General features: G+C 71.4%; 12 protein-coding genes and 1 tRNA gene. 7 read left to right on the top strand and 6 right to left on the bottom strand.

Annotation, left to right across the window (positions count from 1 at the left end; all coding sequences use genetic code 11):
* The 5 genes from OO014_RS16150 to OO014_RS16130 form a co-directional block, all read right to left on the bottom strand.
* Window positions 1–261 (bottom strand): ATP-binding cassette domain-containing protein (locus OO014_RS16150; protein WP_272463350.1); only part of this gene is annotated, 261 nt, incomplete at its 3' end.
* Entirely contained in the window at window positions 258–1,961 is a 1,704-nt protein-coding gene (locus OO014_RS16145) for an ATP-binding cassette domain-containing protein (protein WP_272463349.1), read from the bottom strand. The genes OO014_RS16145 and OO014_RS16150, both read right to left, overlap by 4 nt.
* Window positions 1,961–2,836 carry a branched-chain amino acid ABC transporter permease gene (locus OO014_RS16140; protein ID WP_272463348.1) on the bottom strand — a complete coding sequence of 292 codons (876 nt, stop codon included), beginning with the start codon at window positions 2,834–2,836 and terminating at the stop codon, window positions 1,961–1,963. Before OO014_RS16140 ends, OO014_RS16145 begins: the two co-directional genes overlap by 1 nt.
* An 82-nt stretch (window positions 2,837–2,918) precedes the next feature.
* The gene (locus OO014_RS16135; RefSeq protein ID WP_272463347.1) at window positions 2,919–4,106 is read right to left on the bottom strand and encodes an ABC transporter substrate-binding protein; all 1,188 of its coding nucleotides are present in this window, start codon (window positions 4,104–4,106) and stop codon (window positions 2,919–2,921) included.
* Window positions 4,107–4,156: 50 nt separating this feature from the next.
* Window positions 4,157–5,416: an alpha-hydroxy acid oxidase gene (locus OO014_RS16130; RefSeq protein WP_272463346.1), complete on the bottom strand. Its 1,260-nt coding sequence runs from the start codon at window positions 5,414–5,416 to the stop codon at window positions 4,157–4,159.
* A 137-nt stretch (window positions 5,417–5,553) separates the two neighbouring features.
* Here OO014_RS16130 and OO014_RS16125 point away from each other — a divergent pair.
* The 7 genes from OO014_RS16125 (at window position 5,554) to OO014_RS16095 (ending at window position 10,572) form a co-directional block, all read left to right on the top strand.
* Window positions 5,554–5,626, top strand: a tRNA-Val gene (locus tag OO014_RS16125).
* A gap of 71 nt (window positions 5,627–5,697) precedes the next feature.
* On the top strand, window positions 5,698–6,288 hold the full coding sequence (locus OO014_RS16120) for a hypothetical protein (RefSeq protein WP_272463345.1): 591 nt from the start codon (window positions 5,698–5,700) through the stop codon (window positions 6,286–6,288).
* A 50-nt stretch (window positions 6,289–6,338) separates the two neighbouring features.
* The gene (locus OO014_RS16115) at window positions 6,339–7,232 is read left to right on the top strand and encodes a Nif3-like dinuclear metal center hexameric protein (RefSeq protein ID WP_272463344.1); all 894 of its coding nucleotides are present in this window, start codon (window positions 6,339–6,341) and stop codon (window positions 7,230–7,232) included.
* The gene (locus OO014_RS16110; RefSeq protein WP_272463351.1) at window positions 7,229–7,969 is read left to right on the top strand and encodes a zinc ribbon domain-containing protein; all 741 of its coding nucleotides are present in this window, start codon (window positions 7,229–7,231) and stop codon (window positions 7,967–7,969) included. Before OO014_RS16115 ends, OO014_RS16110 begins: the two co-directional genes overlap by 4 nt.
* Window positions 7,966–8,952, top strand: a complete 987-nt coding sequence (locus OO014_RS16105; RefSeq protein WP_272463343.1) for a reverse transcriptase-like protein — start codon at window positions 7,966–7,968, stop codon at window positions 8,950–8,952. The genes OO014_RS16110 and OO014_RS16105 overlap by 4 nt, the downstream gene beginning before the upstream one ends.
* A gap of 25 nt (window positions 8,953–8,977) precedes the next feature.
* A complete protein-coding gene (locus OO014_RS16100) occupies window positions 8,978–9,391 on the top strand; it encodes a rhodanese-like domain-containing protein (RefSeq protein WP_272463342.1) in 414 nt (137 codons plus the stop codon).
* Window positions 9,388–10,572, top strand: a complete 1,185-nt coding sequence (locus tag OO014_RS16095; protein WP_272463341.1) for an O-succinylhomoserine sulfhydrylase — start codon at window positions 9,388–9,390, stop codon at window positions 10,570–10,572. Before OO014_RS16100 ends, OO014_RS16095 begins: the two co-directional genes overlap by 4 nt.
* A gap of 142 nt (window positions 10,573–10,714) precedes the next feature.
* On the opposite strand, the gene OO014_RS16090 is transcribed toward OO014_RS16095, so the two are convergent.
* Window positions 10,715–11,467: a YaaA family protein gene (locus OO014_RS16090; protein WP_272463340.1), complete on the bottom strand. Its 753-nt coding sequence runs from the start codon at window positions 11,465–11,467 to the stop codon at window positions 10,715–10,717.
* Window positions 11,468–11,508 lie beyond the last annotated feature (41 nt).

Raw genomic sequence — 11,508 nt, 5'->3', positions numbered from 1 at the left:
TCGGTGCGACGGGGTGCGGGTGATGTCCTTGCCCTCGAACGTGATTCGACCGGACTTGGGTCGGAGCAGTCCTGAGATGGCGTTGATGATGGACGACTTGCCGGCGCCGTTGGCGCCGACGAGCGTGACGAGCGCGCCCGGCTCCACGGAGAACGAGACTCCACGGACGGCCTCGACGCGACCGTAGGCGACGTGGAGGTCCTCGACGAGGAGGACGGGGGCTGACGGGTTGCCCGAGGGCAGGGGGCTGGGCTGGCTCATGCGTGGCTTCCCTCGGTGCGGTCAGTCGGTCGGGACTCAGCCTCTGCGGACCCCAAGTAGGCCTCGATGACCGTGGGGTTGGCTGCGACCTCGTCTGGCGTCCCCGAGGCGATGACCTTGCCGAAGTTGAGCACGACAATGCGGTCGCACGTGCTGAGCACCATGCCGACGTTGTGCTCGATGAGCAGGATGGTCAGGCCGTCCGCGGCGAGCGAGCCGATGAGGTCCGACAGCCGGTTGGCCTCGACGTGGTTCATCCCCGCGGCGGGCTCGTCGAGGATGAGCAGGCTCGGGTCGGACGCGAGAGCGCGGGCGATCTCGAGACGGCGCTGGTCGCCGTAGGAGAGTGACGAGGCGCGGCTGCTGGCGAGGTCGGTGAGGCCGACCCTTTCGAGACAGCGGGCGGCGTGGTCGAGCGCGGCGAGCTCGTCGCGCCGTGCCGATGGCAGCCAGAGCAGGCGACGGAGGAAGGTCGGCCGGCTGACGAGGTGTCCGCCGACCAGGACGTTCTCCAGGGCGGAGAGCCGGTTGAACAGCTTGGAGTGCTGGAAGGTCCGGCTCACGCCCGCCTGCGCTACCCGGTGCACGGGCACGCGCCCCACCTTGGTGCCGAGCACTGTGGCGTGGCCCGACGTCGGGTGGAGCAGGCCGCTGATCATGTTGACGAGCGTCGTCTTGCCGGCGCCGTTGGGGCCGATGAGCCCGACGACTTCGCCGCTGCGCAGTTCGAGGTCGACCTTCTCGACGGCGTGCACGCCGCCGTACTCCTTGGACAGCCCTTCGAGCGAGGCGACGACCTCGCCACGACCGGGGTGGACGCGGGTCCGCAGGGCCCGCTCGCCCGTGGGCGAGTGCTTCTTGGGCAGCCGCACCCGACGACGCACGAGGCTCGCGAGTCCCCCGGGCAGGAAGAGGATGATGACGAGCAGCAGCGCGCTCGCGACGAAGGGCCTGATCCAGCCCGCCTCGACGCCGAGCGCTCGCTGGATCTCGGGGATGAGTGTCTGGAAGCCGCTGCCGAGCAGCGGTCCGACGAACATCGTGGAGCCACCGACGACCGCCGTGACGAGTCCGTCGATGGCGGCCGTGAAGCCGAAGTCCTCTGGGGCGATGAGCCGGACGTAGTAGGCCCACAGCACACCGTAGAGGCCGGCCACGGCGCCGGCGGTGACGAAGGCCATGAGGCGGTGCCGGCCGACGTCGATGCCCATGGCCCGGGCGGCCAGCTCGTCCTCGCGGATGGCCTCGAGCGCCCGGCCGTAGCGTGAGCGGCCCATCCGGGCGAACCAGTATGCGACCAGGGCCAGGACGACCCAGGCGATGCCCGGCGTCAGCACCTTCGGCACCGACATTCCCTGGGCCCCGCCCGTCCACTCCTGGTTGAGGATGAGGATGCGCACCGCCTCGGCGAAGGCGAGTGTCGCGATGGCGAGGAAGACCCCTCGCAGGTGCATGGTCGGCAGTCCCAGGACGACCGCGGCAGCGGAGCCGACGGCCATCCCGATGACGATGGCCAGGAGCAGCGCCGGGATCTCGCCGATCTCGCTGGGCTTCGGGGTCAGGGAGGCCGCGGTGAAGGCCGCGAGGGAGGCGAAGCCGGCCTGCCCGAGGCTGAGCTGGCCGGCGACGAGCACCGCGTAGAAGGAGTAGGCGAAGATCGCGCCGAGGGCGACGAAGGTCAGGGTGGCGTCGGTGAGCATCAGACCTCCCTGACCTTGCGGGCGCCGAAGAGGCCCTGCGGCCGCACGAGGAGGATCAGGAAGAGCAGGCCGAAGGCGATGAGGTCGCGCCACGACGAGCCGATGTACTGGACGGCGAAGACCTCGGCCAGCCCGAGGGCGAGCCCGCCGATGAGCGCGCCGGGCAGCGAGCCCATCCCGCCCACGATGATCACCGCGAGTCCCTTGAGCTCGATCGCGGCCCCCATGCCGAGCTGCGCGGAGTTCACGTTCATGGCGTACAGGGCTCCGGCGACGGCTCCGAGGGCAGACGAGATCGCGAACGTCACGGCGGTGACACGGTCGACATTGACTCCGAGCACCCTTGCCGCGGTGGGGTTCTCGGCGATGGCCCGCATGCCACGGCCGAGGCGGGACCGAGCGACGAGCCAGGTGAGGCCCACCATCAGCGCGATCGAGATGAGCAGGATCGACACCTGGAGCACGGTGACCGACACTCCGGCGAACTGGATCGGCGTCTCGGGGAAAGACCCGGCGGGGAACCGTCGGGTGTCCGGGCCGTATCGCCATTGGAGCAGGGCGATGAACATGCCGGCGAGCGCGATCGACGAGATCAGGCCGGCGAAGTGGGCGTCAGGCCGGTTCTTGAGCGGGCGGAAGGCGACGCGCTCGATGACGAGACCGAGGACGGCTCCGACAACGAGCAGGATCGGTAGCGTCACCCAGACGGAGAGGCCGCCTTCGGCGACGAGCTCGATGCCGACGAAGGCGGATACGGCGAAGACCGAGGGGTGAGCGAGGTTGAGCCGGTCGAGGATGCCGAAGACGAGGGTGAAGCCAATGGCGAACAGCGCGTAGATCGATCCGATGAACACGCCGTTGAGGAGCTGCTGCATGGAGGTCCTTCTGGGTGCGGGCGACGCCGGGCGGACCGGGCCGGGGCGGGCTCCCACGGAGCGGCCCCGGCCCGGTCGGCGGTCACTGGAGGACGGTGAACTTGCCGCCCTCGACGACCTGGACCACGGCGGGGTGCTCGGCGTCCCGGTCCGCGTTGATGGACACGTCGCCGAGGACGGTGGGCACGTTGCTGATCTTGCTCAGCCCGTCGCGGATCGCGTCGCGCTCGGCGGAGCAGCCGGAGCGGACCGCGTGGTCGATGAGCGTGAGGCCGGCGTGCGCCTGCGCGGCGAACTGGTCGGGCGCCGCGTTGAACTTCGTCTGGAAGTCCTTGATGAACCCGGCGTTGAGCTCGTTCGCGGACGCGGAGTTCCACGCCGCGCCGACGACGACCCCCTCGGCGGCCTCACCGGCGTCGGCCATCAGCTTCGGGTTGTTGAAGCCGTTGCCGCCGATGATGGGGACGGTGATGCCGAGCTCGCGCGCCTGGGTCACGAGCGGGATGGCGGCCTCGATGAGACCGGACACGACGATGGCGTCGGGGCTCTGGCCCTTGGCCTGGGTGAGCAGGGCGCGGAAGTCGGTGTCGGCCTTGGAGAAGGTGATCGTCTCGAGGACCTGCACGCCCTCGGTCTTGAGTGCCGCGTCGAAGACCTCGAAGCCGGACTTGGTGAAGGCGTCGTCGTTGCTGTACATCACGACGACCTTGGCCAGGCTGAACTTCTCCTTGGCCTTCTTGACGGTCTGGGGGATGACCTGGGCCTCGGTGAGCGAGTCGCGGAAGATGTAGTCGCCCTGTGCGGTGATGCCCTTGGCGGTGTTGGAGATGGCCAGGACGGGCGTCTTGCCCTCCTGCGCGACCGGCTGCGCCTGGAAGGCGGTGTTGGACAGGGTCGGGCCGATGATGATGCTCTTGCCCCCGTTGACGAAGCCCTCGAAGACGGTGATGCCCTGACGCGGGTCTGTCTGGTCGTCCTCGATCTTGACGTCGTACTTCACACCGCCCTTGGCGTTGAGCTGCTCGGCCGCGAGCTCGAGCCCCTTCTGCTGGGAGGTGCCGTAGCTGCCGGCTGCGCCGGTGAGGCTGAGCGCGGCACCGACCGGGACGGCCTGCGAGATCGTGCAGGACTCGCCGGATCCCTGGCCCTTGAGCCCGCCGGCGGCGCCGGTCTGGCCCCCGCCACCGCCGTCGCCGTTGCCGCCACCGCACGCGGCGAGGGCGAGCGTCGCCGTGGCCGCCACGGCGACGCTGAAGAGCTTGGTACGCATGGTTCCTCCTGAATGGGGATGTGCCGCCGGTCGGGGGTGGCCGGCGGATGTCATGGAGTCTGGGGTGGCGGGTGGGCCGCTGGCTGGTGGCGGGCCGTGCGGATGACGGCGTGCTCGGGGGTCAGCTCGTCGAGGGAGCTCACGCCCAGCAGTCGCATCGTCCGGGTCACCTGGTCCCGGAGGATGGCCAGGGCGCGGTCGACGCCAGCCTCTCCGCCGGCCATGAGGCCGTAGAGATAGGCGCGCCCGACCAGGCAGCCGGAGGCGCCGTTGGCGACGGCGGCGACGATGTCGGCCCCGTCCGTGATGCCGGTGTCGAGGAGCACCTCGGTGCGCCCGGCCACGGCCGCCACGACCTCCGGCAGGACCTCCAGAGGGGTGACGGACCGGTCGAGCTGTCGTCCACCGTGGTTGGAGACGACGATGCCGTCGATGCCGAGGTCGGCGACGGCCACCGCGTCGTCGGGGTCCTGGATGCCCTTGACGACGACGCGCCCCGGCCACTGCTCCCGGATCCAGGCGAGGTCGGCGATGGATGCGGAGGGGTCGAACATCCGGTCGACGAGGTCGGCCACCGTCCCGCCGGAGTCACGCAGCGAGGCGAACTCGAGCGGCTCGGTCGTCAGGAGGTTGAACCACCACGCGGGGTGGAGGGACATGTCGGCGAGGGTCCGCACCGAGAGGGCGGGCGGGATGGTCAGCCCGTTGCGCACGTCGCGCAGCCTGCGACCGGCGACCGCCGTGTCGACGGTGAGGACGAGGGTGGAGTACCCCGAGGCGGCGGCGCGTTGGATGAGATCGAGCGAGGCGGCCCGGTCCTTCCAGAGGTAGAGCTGGAACCACAGCTGGGAGCGGGGTGCGGCCGCGGCCACGTCCTCGACAGAGACGGTCCCCATGGTCGAGAGGGCATAGGGGATCCCGGCTCGCGCCGCGGCGCGGGCCACGGCCCGTTCGCCCGCGTGATGCATCATCCGGGTGAAGCCGGTCGGGGCGAGGACGAGCGGGAGGCTCGACGGGCTGCCGACGATGGTCCGGCCGGCCTCGACCAGGCTGACGTCGCGCAGCACACGGGGGCGGAACTCCACGCTCGCGAACGCCTCGCGGGCGCGCCTCAGGCTGATCTCCTGCTCGGCGGCCCCGTCGACGTAGTCGAAGACCGAGCGGGGCGTGCGGCGCTGGGCGAGGTCACGCAGGTCGCCGATCGTCGCCGCACCGGCCAGTCGGCGGGCCGACGAACCGAGGCGCGGCGGCTGGATCCGGACGAGCGGGCGCAGCTCGGACCAGCGAGGTCGTCGGCGCCGGGTCTCCATGGAGCCACATCATGCCCGCTGAACGGGCCGCTGGGGAGGGCTCGAAGGTCGCGCCTCTGCAACAGTTCGTGCGGCGGCGGGGACCCTGACACAATGGGCCGCCGGACCACGCCCCTCCCAGACGGGCCAGGGTCCGCGGGCCTGTAGCTCAGTTGGTAGAGCACCGCGTTTACACCGCGGGTGTCGTCGGTTCGAGACCGGCCGGGCCCACCGTCCTTGATTGGCTAGTTAGGTAAGGCTAACTTTGCCTTGTGTTCGTGGACCCGAGCTTGCCGTCGCCCGTGCCAACCTCTCTCGGGGCTCTGGCCCGCATGCTCGTCGCCGAGGCCGGGATGGTGTGCGTGCGCGTCGAGGGTTTCCCCAGCCGTGACACGCTCCTGCGCCGCGTCGATGCCCAGGGTCGGCCGGTCGTGGACGTGACCGGGGGAGTGGCGACGGAGGACCTCCTCGGCCGGGGAGCCACGATCTACGTCACGGACCACCGGGCCGCCCCGGTCCGCGTCACCGTCCACGTGACCGGCGTCCTCGTCCCGGACGCGTCGCCCTCGTCGGCCGTCCTCGAGGTGGCCAGCGTCGTGCTGGAGTACGTCGAGTCGGGGCAGCCGGTGATCTCGCGTCGGCTCGAGGCGGGCGAGTACTCCACGGCCGCCATGCCCACACCGGGCCTTCCGGACGTCGACCACGTCAACGTCGCGCACGGCGCGCAGCTGCGCCGGCTCGCGGCAGAGTGTGCCGGGCGACCGGTCTCGGCTGTGGCCGCCGCCTGGGTGACTCGGCTGGACGGGCAGGGCATCGACCTCCGCTGGGTGGATGCTGACGGCGCCCATGTGCGGCGGCTCGACTTCCCGGTCGGCGCGGCAAGCGGGTCGTGAACGCGTCGCCGAACTCGACAGCCGTCGGACGCAGGTGATCTGATCTGACCATGCCCGACTCGACCCCGGCCGGCTCCCTGACCCTGCGGGACGTCGCGGCAGCCCTCGACCGCCTCTATCCGCCGGAGAGCGCAGCGGACTGGGACCGGGTGGGCCTCGTGACGGGCGATCTCGACCAGCCGGTGCGTCGCATCCTCTTCGCACTCGACCCGACGCTCGCGGTCATCGACGAGGCCCGGGACTGGGGCGCCGACCTGGTGGTCACCCATCACCCGCTGCTCCTGCGGGGCGTCCACTCCGTCGCGACGACCAGCGCCAAGGGCGCGTCCGTGACCAGCCTGGTCGTCTCCGACATCGCCCTCTACGTCGCGCACACCAACGCCGACGTCGCCGATCCCGGCGTCTCGTCGGTGCTCGCGGACGCGCTCGGGCTGACCGCCCAGCGCCCCCTGACGAGGATCGGGCCGTATGCCGCTGGGCGCGTCGGCGAGCTCGGCGCGCCACAGTCCCTGGCTGAGTTCGCAGACGCCGTCGCGGCTGCCCTGCCGCCGACCGCGGGCGGCATCCGCGTGAGCGGCGACCCTGCTGGGGTCGTGCTCACGGTCGCGGTGATGGGCGGGTCGGGCGATGACCAGTTCGACGCCGTGCGGGCCAGTGGAGCCGACGTCTACGTCACCGCGGACCTGCGCCACCACCCGGTGCTGGAGGCTCGTGAGGAAGCACGGGACGGCACCCCTTACCTCATCGACGCCGGGCACTGGGCGACCGAGTCGCTGTGGCTGGCCGGTGCGGAGAGGCAGCTGCTGGCGGCGTTGGGGGAGGACCCGGCCGCACCGACTAGGGTCGAGTCGAGAATCTCGTCCATCCGCACCGAGCCGTGGACCTTCGTGGTCGGAGCGAACGCCGCGGCCACCGCTGCGGCCTCATCTGGAGGTGTGTCCTGAAAGCCGATCCGTCCCGCCAGTGGCGCCTGCTCGACCTGCAGGCCATCGACACGCGACTTGACCAGATCGCCCATGCCCGCGCCAACCTGCCGCAGGCCGCAGCCATCCAGTCGGCTCGAGCCGAGCTGGCCGCTCTCGACACCGAGCTGGTCAACGCGCGGACGGCGGTCGGGGACGTCCAGCGCGAGCTGACCAAGTCGGAGCAGGACGTCCAGCTCGTCCGCGACCGGGCGGCCCGCGACCAGGCTCGGCTCGACTCCGGCCAGGGCAGTGCGAAGGACCTCACCGCGCTCCAGCACGAGCTGACGTCGCTCGCGCGGCGTCAGTCGGAGCTCGAGGACCTCGAGATCGAGGTCATGGAACGCGCCGAGACCCTGGCGAGCCGGGTGGCCGAGCTCGAGGCGCGGCGCACCGAGGTGTTCGGTCGGCTCGAACGGCTCGAGCAGGAGCGGGCGACCGCGCTGGCCGACCTCGAGGCCGAGGCGGCCAAGGTCGGTGGAGGCCGGGCCGACATCGTGGCCGGCGTCGGCGACGACCTGGCCGGTCTCTACGAGAAGATCCGCACGCAGAGCGGCGGGCTCGCGGCGGCCGAGCTGCGCCACCGGCGTTGCGGCGGGTGTCGGCTCGAGCTCAACAACGTCGACCTGGACCGTATCCGGCGCGCCGCCGAGGACGAGGTCATCCGCTGCGAGGAGTGCCGCCGGATCATGATCCGCACGGGCGAGTCGGGGCTGTGACCCCAGGCCCTTCCAGTGCCGCCGCTCGGGACCTCGTCGTCGAGGCGGACGGCGGGTCGAGGGGCAACCCCGGCGTCGCCGGCTACGGCGCGCTCGTGCGTGACGGCGCGACGGGATCCGTCCTCGTCGAGCTGGCCGAGCCGCTCGGGCAGGCCAGCAACAACGTGGCCGAGTACTCCGGACTGCTCGCCGGCCTTCGCGCCGCCGCTGACCTCGACCCCAGCGCCCGGATGCACGTGCGGATGGACTCCAAGCTCGTCATCGAGCAGATGTCCGGCCGGTGGAAGGTCAAGCACGAGGACATGCGCCGGCTCGCCGGCCAGGTCCGCGAGGTGCTCCGCGAGATCGAGGGGGCCGGCGGGTCCGTCGCGTTCGAGTGGATCCCCCGCGAGCAGAACAAGGCGGCCGACCTGCTCTCCAACAAGGCGATGGACGGTCAGCCGATCCGTCGCACCTCCGGGCCGAGCGACCCCGACGAGGTGCCCGAACTCGCGGACGCACCGGACGCCCCTGACGACGCAGCGGAGCGGCAGGACCTGCGCCTCCTGCTCATCCAGGTCCCTTCGAGCGACGCCGCGATCGAGCGGATCGTGCGGGCGGTCCGACCGCTGACCGGACGGGACGCCCGGGTCATCGCCGCACCGGAACCGCTGGCCCAGGAGACCGGGCGTGCCGTGGCGGAGGCCGTCGACGGCGACCTCGAGGTCTCCGCTGACTGGACGGCTGACCCCGGGAGGGCTGGGAGCGAGCCCACCGACGCAGCGAGCTCAGCGGCATACGGCCGACTGAGACGGAGCGGGGGGACGGTCGTCGTCGTCACCACGCGACGCGGGATCGTCACGGTCCTCGCGGAGGTGCTCGGCCTCGTGGGGGAGCGCTTCTGGAGTCTCGCGACGGCACCCGGCAGCCTCACCGGAGTCGAGGTCTGGGCCGACGGCTCCGCCTCCATCGCTTTCACGAACCGGACGGACCATCTCGCCTGACGGGCGCTGTGGGATATTTCCCGTCATGAGCTACGCCGGTGACGTGACCCCGACCGAGGCCTGGGCAGCCCTGGAGGATGACCCTCGGGCTGTCCTCGTGGATGTGCGGACGCACGCCGAGTGGGCCTATGTCGGCCTGCCCGACCTGCGGCCGGTGGGCCGAGAGGTCATCCGCATCGAGTGGCAGCGTTACCCCGATGGACGGCTCAACGAGCGTTTCGTGGACGAGCTCGCCGCAGCCGGCGTCGAGCAGGACCAGCCGATCTACTTCCTGTGCCGGTCCGGGGTGCGCTCCGTTGCAGCGGCCGAGGCAGCCACCGCCCGCGGGTGGGACCAGTCCTACAACGTCAGCGAGGGTTTCGAGGGCCCCCACGGCCCCGACCACCACCGCAGTGTGGCCGGCTGGAAGGTCGCGGGCCTGCCGTGGGTGCAGGGATGAGCGGCGGCGGTCCAGCCGGCTGGCGTCCCGACACCATCGCGGTCCGGGGTGGGCTGGCCCGCAGCGGCTTCGAGGAGACCTCCGAGGCGCTCTACCTGACGTCCGGGTTCGTCTACGAGTCCGCGGAGGCGGCCGAGGCGGCCTTCACCGGGGACTCCGAGCGGTTCGTCTACTCCCGCTACGGCAACCCGACGGTGCGGATGTTCGAGGAGCGGATCGCCCAGATCGAGGGCGCCGAGGCGGCGTTCGCGACCGGGTCCGGCATGGCGGCCGTCTGGGTGGCCCTGGCCGCCCTGCTCGGCAAGGGCGACCGGGTCGTCTCCTCGCGGTCGCTCTTCGGCTCCTGCTTCGTCATCCTCGACGAGATCCTCCCGCGCTGGGGTGTCGAGACCGTCTTCGTCGACGGGCCCGACCTCGAGCAGTGGCGGGCGGCGTTGTCGGAGCCGACCGCGGCGGTCTTCTTCGAGACGCCCAGCAACCCGATGCAGGAGCTCGTCGACATCCGCGCGGTGTGCGACCTCGCCCATGCGGTCGGCGCGAAGGTCGTCGTCGACAACGTCTTCGGCACGCCGGTCTTCTCCCGACCCCTCGAGCACGGCGCCGACATCGTCGTCTACTCGGCGACCAAGCACATCGACGGCCAGGGTCGGGTGCTCGGCGGGGCGGTGCTGGGTCAGCGCGAGTTCATCGACGGACCGGTCCAGAACCTCATGCGGCACACCGGTCCGGCCATGTCGCCCTTCAACGCCTGGGTCCTCGTCAAGGGGCTCGAGACGATGTCGCTCCGGGTGGAGCGGATGGCGTCGAGCTGCCTGGAGGTGGCCCGCTTCCTCGAGTCGCACCCGCGGGTCCGGCGCGTCGTCCACCCCTTCCTCGAGTCGCACCCGCAGCACGAGCTGGCGCTGCGGCAGATGGGTGCCGGTGGCACGGTCGTGACGTTCGAGATCGACGGCGGCAAGGCGGAGGCGTTCGCCGCGATGAACGCGCTCGAGGTCATCGACATCTCCAACAACCTTGGTGACGCGAAGTCGCTCATCACGCATCCCGCGACGACGACACACCGTCGCCTGACGCCGGAGGCGCGTGCTGCGGTCGGTATCACCGACGGCGTGCTGCGCATCTCGGTCGGCCTGGAGGACGTGCGCGACCTCATCGAGGACCTGGAGCGCGCTCTCGCCTGACCCGAGGACACGCAACTCGAGTGGCCCCGGTGTGCACAGGCCGGCTGTGGACGGGCGGGCCACTCGACGGAGGACGTGACTCGAGTGGCCCCGGTGTGCACAGGCCGGCTGTGGACGGGCGGGCCACTCGAGTGGGTGGGGCTCAGGCGCGGGCGGTCGCGGCGAGCTGCCACGGTCGACCGGGACGCTCCGGCTCGCTGAGCCGCACGACGAAGGCGTCTTCGAGGAGTGGCACGAGGTCCTCGGGGTGTCGCGGCTGCGCGTTCGACTGCACGAGGTGACGTGCCACGAGGCCTCGAGTGTGCTTGGCCATGTGCGAGGCGCCAGGCACGGTGACGTGCACTCGACGCTCGGCGAGTGCCCCCTTGGGGCTCCACATCGCCGTGTACGTGCCGGACCGGCAGTCGACCACGAGCCCACGGTCCCCGGCCTCCTGCTCGAGGACCGGCGTGAGGACCTCCCGCCACGTCGCGGTGAGGTCGCCGATGTCGGGCAGCCGTGCCGCCGGGTTGAGCCGGTAGGCCGGGATCCGGTCGGTTGGCCGCACCACGCCGAACAGTGCCGAGAAGATGAGGATCCGGCGGTTGGCCCGGCGCTTCGAGGCAGGGTCGAGGGACGCGAGGTCGAGGGCGTCGAAGAGGACGCCGCTGTAGACCTCCGCGGCCGGGGCGGTCGGGGCCACCCGGAGGCGGGTGTTGCGCGCGACCTCCTCGATGAGGTTGGGGCTCACCGAGAGAAGCCGGTGGGCGTCCGGTCGAGCGCTGACCTGCTCGGCGCTGTCGATCACCGCCGAGCGCAGGCTCGTCAGCTCGGGGAAGGACAGCGTCGCAAGATCGAGGGGACGCCCGCGGCGACGTTGCGTCTTGCCCTCGGAGGGCGGCAGGAGGATCAGCACGGCGGACAGCCTAAGCCGCTCCTCGGGCCGCGTCTGCGTAG

Origin of the sequence: Intrasporangium calvum (genome assembly GCF_028446585.1) — a bacterium.
Lineage (GTDB): Bacteria > Actinomycetota > Actinomycetes > Actinomycetales > Dermatophilaceae > Intrasporangium > Intrasporangium calvum_A.
Note: the sequence above shows the minus strand (reverse complement) of the source record. Positions and strands in the feature narration are given on the sequence as shown.

Coding starts and splice junctions, on each gene's coding strand:
- OO014_RS16145 (WP_272463349.1), bottom strand. CDS start 1,961: ATGCTCACCGACGCCACCCTGACCTTCGTCGCCCTCGGCGCGATCTTC.
- OO014_RS16140 (WP_272463348.1), bottom strand. CDS start 2,836: ATGCAGCAGCTCCTCAACGGCGTGTTCATCGGATCGATCTACGCGCTG.
- OO014_RS16135 (WP_272463347.1), bottom strand. CDS start 4,106: ATGCGTACCAAGCTCTTCAGCGTCGCCGTGGCGGCCACGGCGACGCTC.
- OO014_RS16130 (WP_272463346.1), bottom strand. CDS start 5,416: ATGGAGACCCGGCGCCGACGACCTCGCTGGTCCGAGCTGCGCCCGCTC.
- OO014_RS16115 (WP_272463344.1), top strand. CDS start 6,339: ATGCCCGACTCGACCCCGGCCGGCTCCCTGACCCTGCGGGACGTCGCG.
- OO014_RS16100 (WP_272463342.1), top strand. CDS start 8,978: ATGAGCTACGCCGGTGACGTGACCCCGACCGAGGCCTGGGCAGCCCTG.
- OO014_RS16095 (WP_272463341.1), top strand. CDS start 9,388: ATGAGCGGCGGCGGTCCAGCCGGCTGGCGTCCCGACACCATCGCGGTC.